General features: G+C 60.6%; 19 protein-coding genes and 2 pseudogenes. 10 read left to right on the top strand and 11 right to left on the bottom strand.

All coding sequences use genetic code 11. The annotated features are described in order from the left end of the window. Positions 1-2,116 precede the first annotated feature (2,116 nt). From JQ586_RS41705 to JQ586_RS38870, 3 genes and pseudogenes are all read right to left on the bottom strand, one after another. Positions 2,117-2,613 (bottom strand): annotated as a pseudogene (locus JQ586_RS41705) (hypothetical protein); the annotation flags it as partial. Beyond that, positions 2,504-3,358 carry a Ku protein gene (locus tag JQ586_RS38875; RefSeq protein ID WP_212399928.1) on the bottom strand — a complete coding sequence of 285 codons (855 nt, stop codon included), beginning with the start codon at positions 3,356-3,358 and terminating at the stop codon, positions 2,504-2,506. The pseudogene JQ586_RS41705 and the gene JQ586_RS38875, both read right to left, overlap by 110 nt. A 75-nt stretch (positions 3,359-3,433) precedes the next feature. Then, complete coding sequence (locus JQ586_RS38870; RefSeq protein ID WP_212399927.1) at positions 3,434-3,709, bottom strand: hypothetical protein; 276 nt, start codon at positions 3,707-3,709, stop codon at positions 3,434-3,436. 150 nt (positions 3,710-3,859) lie between these two features. On the opposite strand from JQ586_RS38870, the gene JQ586_RS38865 reads away from it, so the two are divergent. Next, entirely contained in the window at positions 3,860-4,087 is a 228-nt protein-coding gene (locus tag JQ586_RS38865) for a DUF3606 domain-containing protein (protein WP_212399926.1), read from the top strand. A 69-nt stretch (positions 4,088-4,156) separates the two neighbouring features. Here JQ586_RS38865 and JQ586_RS38860 read toward each other — a convergent pair whose 3' ends face one another. Continuing rightward, positions 4,157-4,372: a hypothetical protein gene (locus JQ586_RS38860; protein WP_212399925.1), complete on the bottom strand. Its 216-nt coding sequence runs from the start codon at positions 4,370-4,372 to the stop codon at positions 4,157-4,159. Positions 4,373-4,503: 131 nt separating this feature from the next. Between JQ586_RS38860 and JQ586_RS38855 the strand changes: the two genes are divergently transcribed. The 3 genes from JQ586_RS38855 to JQ586_RS38845 all read left to right on the top strand — a co-directional run bounded on the left by JQ586_RS38855 (position 4,504) and on the right by JQ586_RS38845 (position 6,935). After that, the gene (locus JQ586_RS38855) at positions 4,504-4,812 is read left to right on the top strand and encodes a low affinity iron permease family protein (protein WP_212399924.1); all 309 of its coding nucleotides are present in this window, start codon (positions 4,504-4,506) and stop codon (positions 4,810-4,812) included. A gap of 584 nt (positions 4,813-5,396) precedes the next feature. After that, the gene (locus tag JQ586_RS38850; RefSeq protein ID WP_212399923.1) at positions 5,397-5,564 is read left to right on the top strand and encodes a hypothetical protein; all 168 of its coding nucleotides are present in this window, start codon (positions 5,397-5,399) and stop codon (positions 5,562-5,564) included. A gap of 513 nt (positions 5,565-6,077) precedes the next feature. Continuing rightward, positions 6,078-6,935, top strand: a complete 858-nt coding sequence (locus JQ586_RS38845; protein WP_212399922.1) for a hypothetical protein — start codon at positions 6,078-6,080, stop codon at positions 6,933-6,935. 217 nt (positions 6,936-7,152) lie between these two features. Here the strand turns inward: JQ586_RS38845 and JQ586_RS38840 are convergent, their stop codons facing one another. After that, complete coding sequence (locus JQ586_RS38840; RefSeq protein ID WP_212399921.1) at positions 7,153-7,356, bottom strand: CsbD family protein; 204 nt, start codon at positions 7,354-7,356, stop codon at positions 7,153-7,155. A 152-nt stretch (positions 7,357-7,508) separates the two neighbouring features. On the opposite strand from JQ586_RS38840, the pseudogene JQ586_RS38835 reads away from it, so the two are divergent. Both JQ586_RS38835 and JQ586_RS38830 read left to right on the top strand, forming a co-directional pair. Continuing rightward, positions 7,509-7,988, top strand: a pseudogene (locus JQ586_RS38835) (ferritin-like domain-containing protein). Beyond that, entirely contained in the window at positions 7,918-8,247 is a 330-nt protein-coding gene (locus JQ586_RS38830) for a DUF4142 domain-containing protein (protein ID WP_249148651.1), read from the top strand. Before JQ586_RS38835 ends, JQ586_RS38830 begins: the two are co-directional and overlap by 71 nt. Positions 8,248-8,329: 82 nt before the next feature. Here the strand turns inward: JQ586_RS38830 and JQ586_RS38825 are convergent, their stop codons facing one another. From JQ586_RS38825 to JQ586_RS38805, 5 genes are all read right to left on the bottom strand, one after another. Next, positions 8,330-9,388: a glycosyltransferase family 4 protein gene (locus JQ586_RS38825; protein ID WP_212399920.1), complete on the bottom strand. Its 1,059-nt coding sequence runs from the start codon at positions 9,386-9,388 to the stop codon at positions 8,330-8,332. A 137-nt stretch (positions 9,389-9,525) separates the two neighbouring features. Beyond that, positions 9,526-9,735, bottom strand: a complete 210-nt coding sequence (locus JQ586_RS38820; RefSeq protein ID WP_212399919.1) for a hypothetical protein — start codon at positions 9,733-9,735, stop codon at positions 9,526-9,528. A 214-nt stretch (positions 9,736-9,949) separates the two neighbouring features. Further along, positions 9,950-12,241 (bottom strand): xanthine dehydrogenase family protein molybdopterin-binding subunit, encoded by a 2,292-nt coding sequence (locus tag JQ586_RS38815; RefSeq protein ID WP_212399918.1) that lies wholly within the window; start codon positions 12,239-12,241, stop codon positions 9,950-9,952. A gap of 2 nt (positions 12,242-12,243) precedes the next feature. Then, positions 12,244-13,260 carry a xanthine dehydrogenase family protein subunit M gene (locus JQ586_RS38810; protein ID WP_212399917.1) on the bottom strand — a complete coding sequence of 339 codons (1,017 nt, stop codon included), beginning with the start codon at positions 13,258-13,260 and terminating at the stop codon, positions 12,244-12,246. 4 nt (positions 13,261-13,264) lie between these two features. After that, complete coding sequence (locus tag JQ586_RS38805; protein WP_212399916.1) at positions 13,265-13,885, bottom strand: (2Fe-2S)-binding protein; 621 nt, start codon at positions 13,883-13,885, stop codon at positions 13,265-13,267. Between the two features lie 1,232 nt (positions 13,886-15,117). On the opposite strand from JQ586_RS38805, the gene JQ586_RS38800 reads away from it, so the two are divergent. The 3 genes from JQ586_RS38800 to JQ586_RS38790 all read left to right on the top strand — a co-directional run bounded on the left by JQ586_RS38800 (position 15,118) and on the right by JQ586_RS38790 (position 16,276). Then, on the top strand, positions 15,118-15,363 hold the full coding sequence (locus JQ586_RS38800; protein ID WP_212399915.1) for a hypothetical protein: 246 nt from the start codon (positions 15,118-15,120) through the stop codon (positions 15,361-15,363). Positions 15,364-15,512: 149 nt separating this feature from the next. After that, positions 15,513-15,779 carry a hypothetical protein gene (locus tag JQ586_RS38795; RefSeq protein ID WP_212399914.1) on the top strand — a complete coding sequence of 89 codons (267 nt, stop codon included), beginning with the start codon at positions 15,513-15,515 and terminating at the stop codon, positions 15,777-15,779. 26 nt (positions 15,780-15,805) lie between these two features. After that, positions 15,806-16,276: a DUF6496 domain-containing protein gene (locus JQ586_RS38790; RefSeq protein WP_212399913.1), complete on the top strand. Its 471-nt coding sequence runs from the start codon at positions 15,806-15,808 to the stop codon at positions 16,274-16,276. A gap of 603 nt (positions 16,277-16,879) precedes the next feature. Here JQ586_RS38790 and JQ586_RS38785 read toward each other — a convergent pair. Next, positions 16,880-17,875 carry an SDR family oxidoreductase gene (locus JQ586_RS38785; RefSeq protein ID WP_212399912.1) on the bottom strand — a complete coding sequence of 332 codons (996 nt, stop codon included), beginning with the start codon at positions 17,873-17,875 and terminating at the stop codon, positions 16,880-16,882. A 581-nt stretch (positions 17,876-18,456) separates the two neighbouring features. On the opposite strand from JQ586_RS38785, the gene istA reads away from it, so the two are divergent. Next, on the top strand, positions 18,457-19,439 hold a 983-nt coding region (gene istA / locus JQ586_RS38780), incomplete at its 3' end, for an IS21 family transposase (RefSeq protein WP_212399911.1).

The following is a 19,439-nucleotide window of genomic DNA, read 5'->3' as shown; positions in this document are numbered from 1 at the left end:
CTCTGGATCACCCAGACAAGCTGTTCGCGCGTGCAGACGCCGCCATCGCGGATTCGAAGCGTCTCGCGGAGGAAATTGTCGCCGCCACGCGCGCAAGCGCCTTCGTCTTAAGGCGGCACGGACCTCGCTCAGCTCGTGGATGAGTTTGAGGAATTGGCCAGGGCAATAAGAATAAAGGGCCGCCACAATTGGCAGCTATCCAGGTCGCGCCCGCCTCGGCAGACTTGACCTATCTCTTGGTCACCGAAGCGGCGGCGCCGCAATTGCTGGCGGCTTTCCGCCTCGCTCGATCGGCGCGATCATCGGGCATGACAGGCCCCCATAAGATCGGCGATATGCGCTCGATGGGCGTCCGCGGCGTGCTGGTCTATTGCGCGTTACCAGGGCAGCCATTCCATGGCCGTCATGGCCGATCGCTGGGCTGATGATGTGAGTCTGTCAGACGTTGAGCCCCGCCTGGTCTGCTCGGCCTGCGGCAAGTGCCGCGCTGATGTGCGGCCAAACTTCAATTGGCACCTAAAGGGGCCGGCCGGCGGCGTGGGATGTGCGATTGAGGAATAGTCGTAAGGCCGCGAGCGCGCCAGAACGTCATCGAGACATTTTCAGTTGAGAAATTTAGCAAGGCGCTGTCCGCAACAATTTGGTTCCCGCCGCGCTGGGTCTTCGTACGGATCATCCGATGCTTGAGCAGCGGCAGCGGCGGGGTGATCGCGACGAGGGGAAGTCGCGTGATACCTCAACCCGGTCGGCGCGCGAGGGTTCGTGTTGCGCGGCGCGGCGGACGTGGCCGGGTAACCTATGTTCAGGTGGCGCGGGCCAAGCCATTCGGCCATCCTCGCGCCAGCTTCTGCTTGCCCGGCCAGCTTCAACAGCACTTCTCTCTCGGCACTAGGAATTGCCGCTGCGGCCTTATCGCGCAGCTCTTTAGCTCGCGCCAAGAGCCGCGCTTCCAGTGTCTCCACCTGGGCAACGCGGCGTCGGCGCTTCTTCGGTCCCATGACATTCACCCTCGTCTAGGTTCCCTGCCCGGAACAGGAACTTTAAATCGTAAGGTGAGTGTAAGGTTCCTAAGCGTAAGCGTGTTCAACTCCACCGGACATGGGAGCATCCGGACATTCAGGCGCATCTGGAAAAGCTTCGTATCGAGGCTGCGGAATGCGAACTAATCAGCAAGCTTGCGACCAACGCGACCAAGAAGGCATTATTTGCCAAGCTTGCCGCACATCACGGAACATTGGCCGAAGAGGTCGAGCGCACGATTAGCGGGCCGCCCGCCGCTGAACCTATGCCGGGATGGGCTGCCCGTCAGGGCGCACGCCTTTAGCAAATCAGCAACCTCATCGGAGCAGGCTTGTCGCGGGACGGGACCGATGGGGACACAGCGCGGTCGCGTTTCAAGAGGAGCTGGCGCAAGCCCAGCCCCGCAGCCGGCTCCTCTCCCTTTAAGTGCAATCTTGATAAATACTGCGAGGAAACCTCACATCATGTGGTGGTGATGATGATGTCGATGATGCCTGTGGGTGCTCATGCCCGTGCCGCCCCTCTCCATGGTGTCGTTCGCTGTCGCGGCGGGGTTCGCGTAACGAGGACTGCTCGCCGCTCCCTGCGCGCTCTTGTTTGATGGCGATTCTCCGGGACCACCGGCGCCTTGCGCCGCAGCATATGAGAGCGATCCAAAGACGAAGGCGGCAGTTAACGCGATCTTCGCGAGTCTCATTTGCGCATTCCTCCGATCGAGCCCCTACCTGCAACCGGAGGCGCTGGCGATGGTTCCTACTTCGAAGACCGACGGACAGCCGCTCTCACTTCGCCTTTCATCCGCGAACGTCCCAAGGAGGCCCGAGCAGATCCCTCAACGACTCGCTGCGCAGCTATTGCACCGCAAAGAATCTAGGACGGGTCGTCCCGGATCCATTGGGTTAGCTCGATTTTGCAATTGCCGGGGGCATTCTGAATTTTAGCCTCATCGGGAGTCGCGCGGATTGGCCAAGGCCGCTGGGCCATATTTACCGCGCGGGGGCGCCGCCTGCTCCAACTGGCGGCGATCCCGGCCAAATGACCTGGCACAAACTGCACATACCCCAGCAAAGCCCGCACTTTGGACAAGGATAACCATTCGTCGTCGGTAATGCAGGGCGTCGAACGCGACGAGGACGATCTTGCCAGAGGTGTCGCGCAGTTCGTTCTGCAGCACCGAGAAGTCACAGTGCCACCATCGGCGGAGGGCACGACTACCTCGCCGTCGATGATCGCGGACCCGGCGCTGATGTGCCATGCGTCCTCCGCGATCTTCCGAAGCCGATTGGTCCAATCGCTACTGCGGCGCGTGTAGACCTTACTGGCCTTCAAGCCTGAGGCCATCGGAAGCAAGGCTCTATTCCCGGGGTTCGTCGAGCCCGCACTCGCGTCCTCCATCGACCGCGTTCCGTTGGCGAGGTGAACTTGCACCCGGTAGCCGTCGAATTTGACCTCATGGTGTGCGACGCTGGAATGGCAGGGCCGATCAACCGGCTTTGCGCTTCTTGATGGGAGCCTTCTTGGCTGCCTTGGACGGCTTTGGTGCCGCCCTCGCCGGCGTCCTCGTCCCACCCGCGATGCTCTTCTTGAGCGCATCCATGAGGTCCACAACATTGCTGGGAGCCTGCTTCTTGGCGGCCTTCACCGGCATGCCTTTCTGCTTCGCGTTGAGCAGCTCGGTCAGCGCGGCCTCGTAATGATCCTCAAACTTCTCGGGCTCGAAGTGGCCTGACTTCTGCTCGACGATGTGCTTCGCCAGATCGAGCATGTCCTTGGTGATCTTCACGTCCTGGATGTCGTCGAAGTATTCGGCCGGGTCGCGCACCTCATACGGATAGCGCAGCAGCATGCCCATCAGCCCCTTGTCGCGGGCTTCGAGCGCGATCACGTGCTCGCGGTTGGTCAGAACCACGCGCGCCAGCGCGACCTTATCGAGCGAGCGGATGGTCTCCCGGATCACCGCGTAGGCATCGTGACCGACCTTGCCGTCAGGCACGATGTAGTAGGGTCGCACAAGATAGAGATCGTCGATCTCACTGCGAGGCACGAACTCATCGATCTCGATGGTGCGAGTAGACTCAAGCGCGATGTTGTCGAGCTCGTCCTTGGAGACTTCGAGATACGAGTCGGTATCGACCTTGTAGCCCTTGATGATGTCGTCGCTGGAAACTTCCTCGCCTGTGTCCGCATCAACCTTGAGATAGCGGATGCGGTGACCAGTCTTTCTGTTGATCTGGTTGAAACTGATCTTCTCGGACTCGGACGTGGCCGGGAACAGCGCAATTGGGCAAGTCACCAGCGAGAGCCGCAAAAAGCCTTTCCAATTGGCGCGGGGGGCCATGAGCACGTACTCCAAATGCAACGGGCGGGGCTTGAATCCAATATAGGACAGGCTCTGCCGAAGTGGAGTCCGTGATCAGCACTCCGGGCAGGTATCGCCGATGCCCCGAGCGATCTCGTCGAGCGCTGCGATGCAGGCCTCCGGGGAAGCTCCCGGATAGGGATTTCGCCACACCTCCGCCTTCGCCCGGTTCCAAGCGTCGGGATCGGCGTGGTCGACCCGGTGGCCGTGGTGGGGGCATTCGACCACCGCGCGCTCATCCATCAGTATCCCCAATGCCCAGCCAGCGAGCGTTCTGTAGGCCGGACGCGCGGCATTTAATGGAAGTTTACGCTGTGGATTGCTGGGCATAGTGGCGGCTCACGACTCAGTGGTGCCGGCTCAATATAGCACCTGGGTCAACTACCCCACGCCAGCCACAGAGTTTTGCCCACTATCCGTGTGGAACTTGCCGAGTACGTCAGCCGTTTGTGAGTTCCAACATATTGGAGGAGAGTCATCATGGCGGCAAGGAAGAAGCAAACAACGCGCGGCCGAAAACAGGATCGAGCTCGCGTCGCTCGCGGTCAGAAGTACGAGGTGGAGTACGAGGCGAAGAAAAGCGGCCGGTCGGCGTCGGCCGTGCAGAAGGCCATCAAGAAGGTCGGCAACCTCCGTAAGCGGATTGAAGCGAGCCTCGGCCTCGCCGCACCCAAGAAGTCCAAGGCGAGGAAATCGTCGAAGCGTTAACCTATGGTATCGCCGTGGCAACCTTGGGGAGGCTCTCTTCCCCAAGGTAACGCGGTTCGGAGCGATGGCCTAGGTCTTGTTGCCGTATTCCTTGCTGTGCGCGCGGCTTGCGTGCTCGCCATGCTCTCTGGCATGTGAACTGTGCCCTTGTGCCGCGTGGGCGTGATGCGATGCCTTTTCGTGATTGCCGCTCTCATAGTGCTTGGCGGCTTCGCCGTGGTGCTTGGCGGCGCTGGTGTGATGCTCGGAGGCTTTGCGGTGATGTTCAGCTGCTTCTTTGGACATTGTATTTTCCCATTGCTGCGCCCTGCTGAGCGGGGCGTGTACTTCACTACGTCAAAGTTCACACGACGTTCCTAGCAGGTGCGCTCAAGGCGAAGGGGAGAGATCCGCATGTCGTCGGAGGACTCATTTAGATGAGACAAATTCTGACCACCGCCGGCAAGTGGCTAGCTAGCCCGTGGGCTTTCGCAGCCGTTGGCGTTTACACCGTGCTATGGCTTATCTTCGATCGCGCATCACTCAACTGGCACGCTCTTGCAACGATAGTCACCTTGTTGATGACCTTGTCCATCCAGCGCGCTGAGCACCGAGATACGCAGGCCATTCATGCCAAGTTGGATGAGCTTCTGAGGGTCAACGAGGACGCGCGGGACAACCTAATTAATATCGACGATAAGGAGCCCGAAGACGTGGAGAAAGTCCGTAAGCGCGATCAAGCCTGACTGCCCCTACAACGCCTATCCCGTGACAGAAAAATGCTGCCAACTGACGCGACCTTACTCGGCGGCATCCAAGCGGTTTTGTTCCTGATGTTTATGGACTAGCTCCGAGTTCTTGGTCATCTGGTCGTAGGTCGCGGCAGCGCGGAGCAATCCCGCCCTGGCTCCTTTGTTGTGCACATTAACATATGATCAGCGGTCGGAGGTACCCCGAGAGCGCGTCCCGGCTGCTGCGGCTGCAGCGGTATAGTGTGTTTGCGCTCTAGCGACGGAGCGTGGTGCAAGACGGCTCTGGCGCTGCGCTTACCGCCCAGCCCCGCGACGCCGGAGCCGTTCAGCCTCACGCGTGAGTCGCTTCATTTTTGCGACAATTTTTTTCGTTTGATTCACCCTTGTGATTCTCGGAACCGATGACCGAGCGGATGATCTCCGCACTGGGCGGCGCAGATTGTCGTTAGGGAACATATTTAAGGCCCAGGGGAGCCGTTCGATTGCTGGCTACGGGCGGTTAGGCGATAGACGAAGGACGGCTTCAGCGAGAGTACCTCCTCGCTGGGGCCGTTCCTTTTGGGCAGCAGGACGGAATTATGACGTTGGCGCAGGAGCTCGACGATCTGTTCGCGCGTGCCGAAGCCGCAGCTATCGAGGCTGAGCGGTTGATTGAAATCAATCTGGAACGGCAACGTCTTGCTCACGGGACTGTGCACCGGATGCAGATGGGCGCCATCTTCGACTGGTCTGATCTCGCCATATAGTGCCAGCTTGACTTCACCGACCGGCGGTTACTTCTTCGATCCGAATGTTATCCCGTACCTGCTTTCCTCTTGAGGAAAGGGTTCTTGCGTTCTGCGACCTAGGAATAGGTCGGAAGGCGGAGCGCCCCCTTAGAGGTGCAAGGTTGCGTTCCGGCATCTCGCGGAGTGCAGGCATTTGCCAAGCGTCTTCCTCCGCGTTCGGGCGGAAGATTTGGAATTTGCGCCACATGACTGCATCCTCACCACGGCGGCATCAGTCGCGAGGTTGCGAGTTTGCTTCAAACGATGACGCTTGATCATGCGCTCTCCTTAGAGGAAGGCGGGAGCGCTCGGCACGCCCGCCGACCCGGCGCGCTTCCCAGTCTTGCCGCGGATTGACATGAGTGGTTGGCTCAAATTGAGTAACTTTGGAATCACAGGACTTCGCTCCCTGGCTGCCGTCGCTCGCCCAATGTCGAATTTTGGAACCATCGATTCCTCCGCGCATTGCGCTTGTAGAGCTGGAGGAACCACATGGAAGAAGTCGTCGGGACTGTTTCGAATGTATCGGGGCGAATTGAAGCGCCTGGTGTCAGCTGGGGAGCCGTTCTGGCGGGCGCCGCAGCGGCCTGCGCACTGACTCTATTGCTCCTGTCCTTGGGAGCCGGATTAGGATTCGCGGTGGTCTCGCCTTGGGGGAGCCGCGGCGTTTCTTCGACCAGCTTCGAGATCGGGACAGGCCTTTACTTCGTCGTCATGGCGATGATTTCCTCGGGCTTGGGTGGGTATCTTGCCGGCCGCTTGCGGCGCAAGTCGATTGGCCTCGAAACGATCGAAGTTCAATTCCGCGATACGGCGCATGGCTTTCTTGCCTGGGCGGTTGCATCGATCGTGGGTGCCGTGCTTCTCGCCTCACCTGCCAGCTCTCTGATCGGAGGAGCCGCTGGCGGTACGGTACAGGCGGCGTCAAGCGCAGCGCAATCTTCGCCTATGAACAACTATGCCGACATGCTCTTGCGCGCGGACAATCGATCCGATCAGCAATCGCTCGCTGATACTCGCGGCGAAATCACACGTCTGCTGACCACAAGCTTACGAACGAAGAACGACGTCGCGGGGCCGGATCACGACTATCTCGTTAGAACCGTCGCGGCGCGTACCGGCTTAAGCCAGGCCGATGCGGAAAAGCGCGTCAATGACGTCCTGACGCAGGCGAAAGCAGATCTCGATAAGGCGCGTAAGGCCGCGACGCATACGGCAATCTGGCTGACACTGTCCCTATTCATCGGCGCCTTCGCTGCGGCAGCGGCGGCATGGGAAGGCGGCGGCGTGAGAGATGGAACATGGGGTAAGGCCGCCACTATTCGTGGAGCCGCAGTGCGGACCAGTTAAGCGAACTCTAGAAACGGAGTATACAAATGCCCATCCTTCTTTGGCTACTCGGAATTCCGATCCCCTTGATCATCCTGATCATGCTGCTCCATCACTAATGGAAGCGCGACGGTCTCCTGGATCCCCATGCACTCTGTTCACTTTGGTACACAGCATGCGAACAAAAGGCCCCCGCTTTGTGAGCGGGGGCTTTTTTGTTACTCTGCGCGAAGAGTTGTCACCATTTCTGGCGTCCATACCAGTCATTAACTTCCTTCGCCGCCTGGTCCTTCGCATAGCCATATCGCTGTTGAAGTCGGCCCTCGAGTTGATCCTGCTTGCCGTTGATGACATCGAGGTCGTCATCCGTGAGTTTGCCCCACTGCTCTTTGACCTTACCCTTGACCTGCTTCCAGTTACCTTCGACACGATTCCAGTCCATACCACTTCTCCTTGTTTGAGATGGTTTCAACTAAGGAGCTTTCGCGCAGTTCCTTGGCTGCGACATTTGCGCTTCGATCAGTTCGGAAGCGGGAGGCTCAGGAACACTGATCGTGCCACCCGTGTTTACGCGGCTGGATCCGTCACATTTTCCTGGAGCACGCTACGGCCGACAAAGACCTCAACGAACTGTTCGTCGATACCTTGAAAGACATCTACTACGCAGAGAAGGAGATTTACAAATCGCTTCCGAAAATGGCCAAAGCCGCCAGCTCGGACCAGCTGCGAGCCGCCTTCGAAAAGCATCACGACGAGATAAGGGCTAGATTGAACGGTTGGAAACGATTTTTGAGTTACTCGGCGAGCCCGCGCGCGGCAAGAAATGCGATGCAATCGAGGGCATCCTCGATGAGGAAATCATGGACGAGTACGCTGATACGCCGGGCTTTTTGGCGGCGGCTCAAGCCGTCGAGCACTATGATATCGCGCTACGGCACGCTGAAAACATGGGCCGGCAAGCTCGGCCACAAGGATGCCGTCAAGCTCCTCGAGGAGACGCTTGTTGAAGAAAAGAAGACCGACGATGCGCTCTCGAAACTGGCCGTTAGCGCCGTCAACGCCGAAGCTGCTTAGGGGCGATAATGAAGAAGTCCATCCTCTAGTCGCGCTGTTGATGGCGCTTGGTTCGGTTGCTTTCGCACAATCCGTCGGCGAGCAGACCGGCGTTAACTCGGCGCTCGGCATCGCGCCCAGGACAGATGACTTCATCAAGGAGGCAGCGACGAGTGACACGCTGGAAATCGAGGCGGCGAAAGTTGCTCAGGAGAAGGCTAATGCCAGGCAGTTCGCTCAGCGGATGAGCAGCGACCACCCAAGACCACCAACGAGTTGAAGGGCATGGTGGAAGCCGACGAGAAATCGGCACTGCCAACTGGATTTGATCGAACTCAAGCGGGCCGCCCTCAATGGCGCTTTCATATCACCGATGGCCGAAAAATCGACCTCTGTGACATCGCGGTCAAACCTCGATATAGTTGTTCGTACTCTTTCGCCATTCGGCTTGCGGCAAACCGCTCCTCGAAGCGCGCGCGGACCTTCCGTCGGTCCAGCCGCCCCGCGTCTCGCACCGCTTCGATGGCTTGCGCTTCGTTCTCAACGATGAAGCCGGTCACTCCGTTCTCGATCACTTCGGGCACCGATCCGGAACAGTAGGCGATGACGGGCGTCCCGGATGCCATCGCTTCGATCATCACCAGTCCGAACGGCTCCGGCCAGTCGATCGGGAAAAGCAGGGCCGCGGCGTCGCCGAGGAAAGGCTGCTTTTTCGCATCGTCGACCTCTCCGACAAGTTCTACAGCCTCACCATCGACATGCGGCTCGATGTGGTTCTTGAAGTAGGCGGTTTCTGCGCGCGGAATTTTCGCTGCAATTCGCAGAGGCATTCGCGTAGCGCGCGCGATACGGATGGCGTCCTCAGGTCCCTTCTCTTTCGTGAGGCGACCAAGGAACGCCAGGTAAGCCCCCTCGCCGTAGGAGGGCCGAAACAGGTCCAGCGGCAGACCGTGTCGGATCGTACCGAGCCAGTTCGCACCCGGAAGGGGTACGCGCTGATCGTCCGAAATCGAGACAAACCCGGCCTCCGGAAAGGCGCGGACGACGTCCGGCAAACCTGGCAGATCGAGGCGCCCGTGCATGGTCGTAAGAAACGGCACCCCTAGCCGTCCGAGTAGCGGAAGCGGCAGCCAGTCGACGTGGGAGTGAATTACGTCGAATTCCGACGCGCGTTTCGCGATCGCCTCCAGGAGGACGGCGCAAGCCGAGCTGTGATCAACACCTTTTCGCCCGAGACGCAGTGCGCGAGGCCATACAGCCTCAAGATTGCCGCGGGTTCGGGAATCACCGCTCGCGAACAGAGTGACGTCATGTCCGAGCCCGACGAGTTCATCCACGAGCCAGGCCACGACCCGTTCCGTGCCTCCGTAAAGCTTCGGAGGAACGCTCTCTGCGAGCGGCGCAAGCTGAGCGATGCGCATGGTCTACCCAGTCCCGCTCAAGAGCGATCGCACGGCTAATACGACGGCTCCCGAGAGCATGTACGCAAGGACAACGAGCGTCCAAATGGGCCTGGCGCTCCCGGCGGCGACGTCCGCCAGCAGTTCCTCCATGCGCCTCAACATTCGTCCTCCGGAAGCCGCGCGAGATAGGCCAGGCCGAAGCTTGTGAGCTCACCGACGTCGCTTTCGCGCGCCTCCGGTCTCCCCTGCAGATGGCGCTCGAGAAGGCATCGGCGAGCGTCCGCAGCGTCCACCTCATGATGGTTTGCCCGATAGATTGACCACGCTGCATCCACCACCGCTTTCGGCCGGCCCTTCTCGACCATGTTTAGCTCCGCCAGGCTATATGCAGTGGGTAACTGCGCTGGCCGACCAAGGTTTCTAGTTTTCCCAGCCTTCAGTGCTGGTAGGACGCGGCACAACATCGCGGGTGTGCTCGTACGCAAAACATCGCGAGCGTAGGCGGCAGGTGACCTGCCGCTTGCCCAACACTGGATGCCCCCGGGCAATGCGTGGCGGATATGCGAGGCGCGACGCCGCCTATGCCTCAATATTCTCAAGTCGCACGGGCAGCTTGCGAATGCGTTGACCGGTCGCGTTGTAGATTGCATTGCAGACCGCGGCGTTTGTGCCGACATTAGCAAGCTCGCCGAGTCCCTTGACTCCGGCCGGATTGACCTGATCGTCCCGCTCGGAAAGCATGATGACCTGGACCTCCTGCACGTCGGCATTCACCGGCAGGAGATAATCGGCCAGGTTGTCATTGACGTAGCGCGCAGTGCGCTCGTCGATCTCGGTGGCCTCGAGCAAAGCCGAGGACATGCCCCAGATCAGGCCGCCCATCAACTGGCTATGGGCGGTGCGCGGGTTCATGATGCGACCGGCGGCAAATGCGCCGAGCAATCTCGGCGCTCGGATCTCGCGGGTCCATCTGTTGATGCGGACCTCGACGAATTCAGCGCCAAAGGCATAGGCAATCTTGCCGTTGAGATCGGGGCCGCCGACCATGCGCATCTGGCCGTTATACATGGCACGGAAAGAGTCCATCGGCGCGCCATCCGGCTTCCACTCGCCATATTCCTCGATCACGCTGGTTCCGAGCGCATCGAAGGCTTTCTCACGATCGAACGGCTTGTCGCCACTAGCGGCGTCAGTAACCGGAGTATGCCCGACACCGACCGTTTCCCTGGCCTTATCAATTGCACTATCATTTGGGTTGAGCGCCTCGGACAGCCGTCGCCGGATCTTGTCGCACACCATCATCACGGTTGAGCACGTGCTGGCCGTGGAGTTCGAGCCTCCGGCGACCGGCGCCGGCGGCAGATCGCTGTCACCGATGAAAACCGCAACGTTCTCAAAGGGGACGCCAAGCTTCTCGGCCGCCGCCTGCCCTATGACGGTATAGGCCCCGTTGCCAATCTCGTGGCCGGCGATTCCAACCCGCACGCCGCCATCGCTGCGAAACTGGACGCGAGCTGCTGCCGGCGCCACCTGGGTCGGATAGCATGTCGTCGCGCAACCATAGCCGATCAGCCAATCGCCATCGGTCATCGACTTCGGTGTCGCATTTCGTTTCGACCAGCCGAATACCCGTGCGCCCTCGTCGAAGCAGGCCATCAGCGAACGCGAGGTATACGACTTACCTCCGATCGGCTCCTTCACGGTGTCATTGATACGGCGCAGCTCGATCGGGTCCATGTTGAGCTTGACCGCCAGTTCGTCCATCGCGCTCTCGAGCGCGAACATGTAGGGCACCTCCGGCGGCGAGCGCATAAAGCCCGGAGTGTTGCGATCGGCCCGCACGATTGAAACCATGCTGTCCACATTCGGACAGGCGTAGATCCGCGTCGTCGTCTTGGTGCCGCCCACGGCATAAGCGTCCGGTCGCGAAGAAATCTCCGCACCCTCATGGCGCAGCGCCACGAGCTTGCCGTCGCGGCTGGCGCCGACCTGAATCTGATGCCGCGTTTCGGCGCGGTAGGTCGCAATGGTGAAGCCCTGGTCGCGGGTCGCAACTAGCTTAACGGGCCGGTTGAGCTTGCGGGCAATGCTGGCGATGATGGCCGTGCGTGGCGTCACCGATCCCTTGGACCCGAAGGCGCCGCCCACATAGGCATTGATCACCCTCACCTTGTCTGGCTCGATCTCGAGCTGGTCCGCAACGCCGTTCTTCAGGCCGTGGACATACTGGCTCGGCTCGTAAATGGTGAGCCGGTCGCCGTTCCAAACGCAACTGGTGGCGAATAGCTCCATCGGGTTGTGATGCTGTGTCGGCGTTTCATAGGTCGCCGTGACCTTGACTTCAGCCTGATCGAAAGCGGCGTTGAAGTTTCCGACTTTCGGATCTTCCTTGAACATTGCGAGCTGGCCTTTGGCGCGTCCCGCAGTCGTGCCCGCCGAGTCGAACGAGGCTGTTGGCCCCGCCGATATGTAGTTTACCTTGACCCGATGCGCGGCCTCCCGCGCGGCCTCGAAGCTCTCTGCCAGCACTACGGCAACGATCTGACCATCGTGCGCGATATCCGGCGAACTCAAGGGCTGGACGGTGGTCGACATGTATCCGCCGCTGCTAAAAAGCTTCGTGGCTTTCAGCTTCTGGGCATTCTCGTGCGTGATGATATCGATCACGCCTGCCACCCGCTTGGCCTCGCCTAGATCGAAACCGTCGATGCGGCCTTTCGCGATCGAACTCGTGACGAGATAGGCGTAAGCAGGATTGGTCAGCGAAATATCCGACGCATACTGGGCCCTTCCGGTCACCTTGGCGACGGCATCGTAGCGTGGGACCGGTTGGCCCATATTGGCTTTCGGTTCGGGAGCGGCCTTCGACATGGTCAAATCTCCATCATTGTGGCCCGCTGCAGCGCATGGGCCACCACGCGCCGGCCGAGATCGATCTTGAAGCCGTTATGTTTCCTGGCCGCCGCGCCGGCGAATGCGGCTTCCGCGACGCGATGGGCCAGATTGCTGTCAAGTTCCTGGCCTCTTAACAGTGCCTCTGCCTCGCGCGCCCGCCACGGCACGGTGGCAACTCCACCCAGCGCGACGCGCGCGTCGCGCACCGTACCGTCGTGTAAGTCGAGCGCGATGGCAGCGGAGGCAAGGGCGAACTCGTAGGATTGACGGTCGCGGGTCTTGAGATAAAGCGAGCGCGGCCAACGGCCAATGATGGTGAAGCCGGAGATCAACTCGCCGGACTGCAAGCTAGTCTCGATGTTCGGCGAATTGCCGGGCGGCTTGTGCAACTGCGCGAATGATATGCTGCGGACGCCGGATTGGCCCGTGATCTCGACGGTCGCATCCAGGGCGATCAGCGCCTGCGCAAAATCGCCGGGATAAGTCGCGATGCAGGAGCCAGACGCGCCAAGCACGGCGTGCGACCTGTTGAACCCATCCATCGCGGCGCAGCCGGAGCCGGGATTGCGCTTGTTGCATTCGGCGTAGCTGACATCGCGAAAGTAAGTGCACCGGGTTCGCTGCAGCACATTGCCACCAAGTGTCGCCATGTTACGCAATTGCGGGCTGGCGGCCAGCTTGAGCGACTCGGCGATGACCGGGTAGGATCTTTGCACCTCGGGATGGGCGGCGACGTCCGACATCCGTGCCAGAGCACCGAGCCTGAGGTTATCGCCTTCGAGAGTGATCCCGGACCAGGCGCCCGCGAGCGGATTGATATCGATCAGCGCTGATGGCCGCATCACGTCGAGCTTCATCAGGTCGATCAGGGTGGTGCCGCCGGCCAGCGGCTGGATCGGGGCTTCAGTGACGGGATTGTTGCCGGCACCGACCGCAGCCAGAGCCTGGATGGCACTCGAAGGATCGCCTGCCCTGCGATAGCTGAACGGACGCATGAGCCTAGCCTTTCTGGATCTCGGATGCTGCCTGCTTCACGGCGGCGACGATGTTGGGATAGGCCGCGCAGCGGCAGATGTTGCCGCTCATGTATTCGCGGATATTCTCCTCGCTATCGGCGTGCCCTTCCTTGACGCAAGCGACCGCGGACATGATCTGGCCCGGTGTGCAGTAGCCACACTGGAAGGCATCCTGGTCGACGAAGGCTTGCTGCATCGGATGCAGCGCATCACCATCGCTCAGCCCCTCGATCGTCGTGGTATCGAGGCCCTGTGCGGCGAGCGCGAGTGTCAGGCACGAGACCACACGCCTGCCATCGACCAACACGGTGCAGGCTCCGCATTGGCCATGGTCACAACCCTTCTTGCTGCCGGTCAGGCCGAGATGCTCGCGCAACGCGTCGAGCAATGTGGTCCGGGCATCGATCGACAATGCCCGGTCCTCACCGTTGACCCGCAGCGTCATGTCGACAGGAAGTGAGGGGTCTTGCGGACTTGGCGGATTTGCCGGTGCCTCCGCGCTTCTGGCTGTCAGCGGCATCGCCACGGCGGTGCCAGCGAGAGATGCCAAGAATGCGCGGCGGTCAAATCCGGAAGTCATCCCGGTGGGAGAATGATCAGACATCTACGGCCTCCGCCGTTGCTCCTAGGAAAATGACGCGCGCCCGCGTCTCCTGCGGTGAACCGGGCCAGCCGAGAGATGTTCCAAAAAGCGCCGGTTTCCGCCACGTGATCGGGTTTCCGGCGGGAACACGCTGCCATTGTTCGCGCTCATCTACCTGCCAGGGTGGTCGTCGTGACGACATCACGCCCTCCACTCCCCCTGGTAGCAGCCTGGTTTGCTCTGCGGGCCCTGCTCGCGCTCACCGTAACGCTCGCCTATTTGCCGCTACACACATTCAACGCCGTCGTTGCGCCGACGATCGGCTCTATCAAAGGCAGCCGTTGTGGCAACCGTCTTCTTGTAGCTCCGCCACCGCGGACCGCGCACCTTCATCTTCGCGGGCGCCAGATTGTTCTGGCTCAGCACCCTTCTCTGGCTCGGACTGATGGATTTCCTGACGCGAACCTGAGGCTGCGCTGCCGACGATCCGTTACATCGTTTGATTGAACTTAAGTAGAGCATTTCGTTAGGAACGGTGGCCTCGAGGCGAACGTATTCGCGTAAACAACCCAATGAGGACAGCATGTTCCGCTTACTATTGATCGTTCTTGCGGCGGGCTCCCTGTCAGCAACACCCGCCTTGAGCTATGCGCTTCCAAGCAGCGGCAGAAGCAGGTGCGGGAATCGGAAGGCGAATCCGCGTCGCAGGGGCAGCGGGGCGGATTGAAGCGCGACCGTCAGATCCGCCATGAGATCTTCCGTAACCCCGACAACCGCATGGAAGGCAGCCATACCCGCAACGATCGATAACGCGTCGGCGCCCCGTCAAACTTCCTGATTAACTCGCTCGGAACTGTCGGGGCTCTCGCCAGCACTTCAGTAAGTCTCCATGCGGCGGATGGAAGGAGCCATCCTGTATCTACTCGTCTTCTTCGCGACCCTGATCTGGGCCTGGGGTCGGAGCCAATGGCTGGGCGCTCGTGCCCCGGCTGGTCGGCCCGGCAGTGCTCCTCGTCCTCGCGCTCGCCGTCAGCCCGACCCTTCGCGTTCGCCGGAGGATAGTGAATTTGGATCCAGTATGGTTCAGCCCTCGCGAGGAACGCCAGTTCGACGCCAGCACCAGATTGGCGTAGGAGCGCGACGATCCGGCACGACGAGAGATACCCTGAACAGTGCTCAGCAGTCAGGAAGCTGGAAACGCGCATAATTCTGGAAGTTTGTTCTACTGAAGGAGAAAACTCAAAGGTACGGACATGTCAGCCTGGTTCAACAATGCACCGGCGGTCCTACTTGAGGAATCGGTCAAGATTGCCGTCGACTATCTCGATCGCGCCGGCGAGATCCACGACATCAGTGAGGCCTGCCAATTTCTCGTCAACAAGGTCGACTTCATGATGGCCCAGGGAGAGCGCAACCGTCTCCTGTTGGCAAACCGCGCGATCGCAGCTTATCAACGTCATCGAGAGGAGCGCGCCGTCGAATTATCGCTGGTCTCGTGAAACGGTGCGATCAACATGTAACGCACTGTTTGAAGGCAAAACACGGATCGGAAACGCGCTCCCCTCCGCGATGGAGATAGACCGCCCTGACGGAGGAAGTGATCCGATACTTCCCGCCGCATACCACGTCGAACGCGGCGAAAACGATCATGAGACAGCACCCGACCGGATCCCTGCAAAAAGGAGAGATCCCGATCCGGATCATCGACAAGGGCAAACACATCCTCGAGCATCCAAGCGCATTGGCCACCGTCCGGTTGAGAAACATCAAGCTCTTCCGTCCTCAACACTTCCTTACCGCCGAAGTGCTGCAGCCGAACCACCTTGCTCATGGAGTCCTCCCGCGATTCCGCACCGACGGCGGTCAGGGGCCCTCGTTCCTATCCTCTGGAACTGCGCCCGTGCCGACGGGTTAGATCTGCATCTGCAGAAGAGGTCAGCCATGGCAGAATCGTCTCGTCAAAAACGCATCACCGGTCGTGTGATGCACGAATTCAAGCACGGTGAACTGAAGAGCGGCCGCGGCGGCAAAGGCGGCAAGGTCAAGAGCCGACGCCAGGCCGTGGCCATTGCGCTCAAGGAAGCCGGCGCATCGAAATACGATAGCGACAAACGCAATCGCCGGAGCCTTCGCCGGACGGAGCAGAAGGAAGCGAAAGGCCGGACGGCGCAGCAGGAGCGTGAGGGCAAATCCCATGTGGGTGCCTACCGGCAGCGGGAAAGCACCAGGGCGATGTCGGGCCGCAATGCGCGGAAACAAACCGCGCGAGGACATCATGCCGCCGTCGCGCTCGCCCGCAAAGCTGACGGGCACACCCGCCAGGAGCTTTACGAGAAAGCGAAACGGCGACACCTTGAGGGTCGGTCGAAAATGACCAAACGGCAGTTGGAGAATGCATTGGGGTTGCGCTGACGTCGTGTCGACTAGCCTCCGCCCCTTCGAGCGGAGGGGCCATCTGCTTTTCCGCCGCATCGAATACCTTATCCCATCTTAATGGTCGGCTCCGCGCCAACTGCTGATCTTCCATGACATTCCTAAGATCGCCGCTCGATCGCGACGGCGTCTCCGATTCAAGCAATCACCACGCAAGCAAACCTACCGGCCAGCCCCAAACAAGCCGAACTCTGGAAGCGCTTCGCGGCGACAGGTGGCTGGGTTCGCCAGGCGTTTCTGGTTTCTGCGCCGGACTCGGTCGTGACATTGGCCGGCAAAGCCGACAAGAGCCGATGAGATCATCGCGCGCGCCGAGCTTAGGACGATCTCGTCAAATCCATATCAGGCACGCGAGACCAACTAGAGCAACCGCTACGCGGGACATTGTCACGACATGAAGACGCGCTCGACCTCCATGTCCGATCGGCTTCCCAATACCCGCGGCCAGACGGCCGAGGCACGCTACGCGCGCCGGGCTCGTGGCGGCCCGATTTCTGGAGGCGCTGTCACGGGCCACATAGCAATTGTACTCCAAGCCATATCGAGTGCATTCGCATAATCGAGTGCATTCGCATAAATGAATCAGGGCTGACCAGTCCCACCCGCGGAACCATAGACCTGACCGGTGGCAAAGCTTGCGTCGGCCGCTGCGAGTTGAACGTAGATGGAGGCGAGTTCGGCCGGTTGTCCCGGCCGCCCGAACACCGTTCGGCTGCCGAATTCCTCGAGCTTTTCCATCGATGCACCGCCCGACACTTGCAGAGGTGTCCAGATCGGCCCCGGCGCCACGCCATTGACGCGAATGCCTCTAGGTCCGAGTTGCTTGGCCAGCGACTTCACGTAATTCATGGTCGCCGCCTTGGTCTGCGCATAGTCGTAGAGATCAGGCGACGGATCATACGCTTGCTCGGAGGTCGTGCCGATGATCACGGAGCCCGGCTTGAGATGGGGCAACGCAGCCTTGATGATCCAGAACGGCGCATAGATGTTGGTCTTCATGGTCGCATCGAAATCCTCACTCGAAAGATCCAGGATGGATTGACGAGCCTGTTGCCTGCCTGCATTGCAGACCAGAATATCAAGCCCTCCGAGCCCTTCGACCGTCCGGCGCACCAACTCTTGGCAGAACGTCTCATCTCTAATGTCTCCAGGTAGCGAAAGCCCCTTGCGCTCCTCCGCGCGTATCAGTTCGACAACCTGCCGTGCATCCGGCTCCTCGCTTGGGAAATAGTTGATGGCGACATCGGCGCCTTCACGGGCAAATGCGATTGCCGCCGCCCGTCCCATCCCGGAATCACCGCCGGTGATCAGCGCCTTGCGGCCGGCAAGCCGCCCCGAACCACGATAGGAATGCTCCCCATGATCAGGCGGCGGATCCATCTCGCTCGCCAGCCCCGGCCACGCCTGGGATTGCCTGTTGAACGGTGGTTTCGGGTATTTTCCAACCGGGTCCCCCAAGGCTTCCGCGGTGGGACCACTGCCCGTCGCGCCGGACGCAGGCGCGATCGATGCGGCTACGGTCGCGCCAGCGCCGACAACGTCCCGGCGCGAATATGGCGATTGTGATTTGGTTGCCATTCTCAGTGTTGAGCGGAGCTAATCTTGGAGAGCAGCGATTGTTGCTATTCGGATAGCGGGACCGAATTTCGACTGCCTGTGCCTTTAATGAGTGTCGCTGTCCTGCCATTTTTCCAAGTCGCACTTGCTCACGTGCGAGCGCTGTTCCTTTTCAGAATTGCCCTTCCAGGGCTCGTCCGTTTGTTTGAAGGAGCCCCGATCCGCCCGACGCCGCGGATCATCCTTGGGCGTTTCCTTACCCATCAATTTATCTTCCTACGATTGCATGCTGCACACCGGGAAGGAACTGGTCAGATGTCAGCGCGTACCGATGCGTTGCTGTCGCGACCAGAAACCGGAAAAATAGCCGCGTTCATCGTCTCCGTTGCGGCCGGTTGTCACCCGGCATGCCAAGGCTAACCGCGCTTTCTCACGTTGGTTGCTGACCGGCACGCTGATTTACTGTGGCTTTTGTCGGAGTTCTATGACCGGTGGGTGCCAATTCGACAGCGCCCAGTCCCTGGTTGTCGCGCGCCATGGAAAACTGCCCCCTCGGCGTCATGAGGAATTGCCCCCTCCTTGGATAGCCGAGGAGAGAGCGAATGAACGAGGAACGAATCACGGAAGGCTCGTCGTGGAGTGATCCACGGGGGCAGGTGATGAAGACGCCGGATGACGTGGCGGAGATGTTGCGCCTAAGGGCGTGCGGGTGGGGTCTGAAGCGGATTGCGCGCCAACTGGGCTGTAGCCATCACACGGTGAAGGACTACGTGGCGTCGGGCGGGGTGAAGCGGTTTCAGTCGCCTGAGCGCCCGAAGCGGCTTGACGGCCTGGAAGGCTGGCTGCGCGAGAAGTTCATTCGGCACCGCGGCAATGCGGATGTGGTGCGCCAGGACCTGTTGGCCGAGAAAGGCGTAGCAGTCAGTCGGCGAACGCTGCAACGCGCCGTGCAGCCCTATCGTCAGGCGCTGAAGGCCGAAGCGCTGGCAACGACGCGGTTCGAGACGCCCCCGGGCCGGCAGCTACAGATCGACTTCGGCGAGCGCCTGGTCGAGATCAGCGGGGTGAAGATCAAAGCATTCGTGTTCGTGGCGACGCTCGGGCATTCGCGGCGGCTGCATGTGCGTGCGTTCCGGGCCGAGAAGCAAGAGCACTGGTTCGCCGGGCTCGAGAGCGCATTCACGACCTTCGGCGGCGTGCCGGAGGAAGTGCTGATGGACAATCCACGCGCGCTTGTGGTGCGCCACGACGCGGTGAGCCGGTCGGTCCAGTCTAACGACAAGCTCATCGCGTTCGCGAAGCATTGGGGCTTCCGTCCTCGTGCCTGCGCGCCGTATCGGGCGCGCACCAAGGGCAAGACGGAGAATGGCGTCGGCTACGTGAAGAAGAACGCGATCGCAGGGCATTCCTTCGCGAGCTGGGTGGCATTCGAGGTGCATCTCGCCGAGTGGGAGCGTGAAGTGGCGAACGTGCGTATCCACGGCACGACCGGCGAGGCGCCGATCGCTCGCTTTGCGCGTGACGAGGCACACCGGTTGAAGCCGCTCGGCGGGCAGCCGTCGTTCGGATTGTTGCGCGAACTGAC

The organism is Bradyrhizobium jicamae (genome assembly GCF_018130215.1).
GTDB classification, from domain to species: Bacteria; Pseudomonadota; Alphaproteobacteria; order Rhizobiales; family Xanthobacteraceae; genus Bradyrhizobium; species Bradyrhizobium jicamae_A.
The sequence above is the reverse complement of the archived record's forward strand: the minus strand, read 5'-3'. Positions and strand labels throughout refer to the sequence as shown.

Excerpts from the sequence above, each read along its gene's own strand:
- JQ586_RS38855 (WP_212399924.1), top strand. The coding sequence starts at position 4,504 with ATGAGACAAATTCTGACCACCGCCGGCAAGTGGCTAGCTAGCCCGTGG.
- JQ586_RS38810 (WP_212399917.1), bottom strand. The coding sequence starts at position 13,260 with ATGCGTCCGTTCAGCTATCGCAGGGCAGGCGATCCTTCGAGTGCCATC.
- JQ586_RS38800 (WP_212399915.1), top strand. The coding sequence starts at position 15,118 with ATGTCAGCCTGGTTCAACAATGCACCGGCGGTCCTACTTGAGGAATCG.
- JQ586_RS38870 (WP_212399927.1), bottom strand. The coding sequence starts at position 3,709 with ATGCCCAGCAATCCACAGCGTAAACTTCCATTAAATGCCGCGCGTCCG.
- JQ586_RS38790 (WP_212399913.1), top strand. The coding sequence starts at position 15,806 with ATGGCAGAATCGTCTCGTCAAAAACGCATCACCGGTCGTGTGATGCAC.
- JQ586_RS38795 (WP_212399914.1), top strand. The coding sequence starts at position 15,513 with ATGAGACAGCACCCGACCGGATCCCTGCAAAAAGGAGAGATCCCGATC.
- JQ586_RS38825 (WP_212399920.1), bottom strand. The coding sequence starts at position 9,388 with ATGCGCATCGCTCAGCTTGCGCCGCTCGCAGAGAGCGTTCCTCCGAAG.
- JQ586_RS38865 (WP_212399926.1), top strand. The coding sequence starts at position 3,860 with ATGGCGGCAAGGAAGAAGCAAACAACGCGCGGCCGAAAACAGGATCGA.
- JQ586_RS38840 (WP_212399921.1), bottom strand. The coding sequence starts at position 7,356 with ATGGACTGGAATCGTGTCGAAGGTAACTGGAAGCAGGTCAAGGGTAAG.
- JQ586_RS38815 (WP_212399918.1), bottom strand. The coding sequence starts at position 12,241 with ATGTCGAAGGCCGCTCCCGAACCGAAAGCCAATATGGGCCAACCGGTC.
- JQ586_RS38805 (WP_212399916.1), bottom strand. The coding sequence starts at position 13,885 with ATGTCTGATCATTCTCCCACCGGGATGACTTCCGGATTTGACCGCCGC.
- JQ586_RS38850 (WP_212399923.1), top strand. The coding sequence starts at position 5,397 with ATGACGTTGGCGCAGGAGCTCGACGATCTGTTCGCGCGTGCCGAAGCC.
- JQ586_RS38820 (WP_212399919.1), bottom strand. The coding sequence starts at position 9,735 with ATGGTCGAGAAGGGCCGGCCGAAAGCGGTGGTGGATGCAGCGTGGTCA.
- JQ586_RS38785 (WP_212399912.1), bottom strand. The coding sequence starts at position 17,875 with ATGGCAACCAAATCACAATCGCCATATTCGCGCCGGGACGTTGTCGGC.
- JQ586_RS38845 (WP_212399922.1), top strand. The coding sequence starts at position 6,078 with ATGGAAGAAGTCGTCGGGACTGTTTCGAATGTATCGGGGCGAATTGAA.
- JQ586_RS38875 (WP_212399928.1), bottom strand. The coding sequence starts at position 3,358 with ATGGCCCCCCGCGCCAATTGGAAAGGCTTTTTGCGGCTCTCGCTGGTG.
- JQ586_RS38860 (WP_212399925.1), bottom strand. The coding sequence starts at position 4,372 with ATGTCCAAAGAAGCAGCTGAACATCACCGCAAAGCCTCCGAGCATCAC.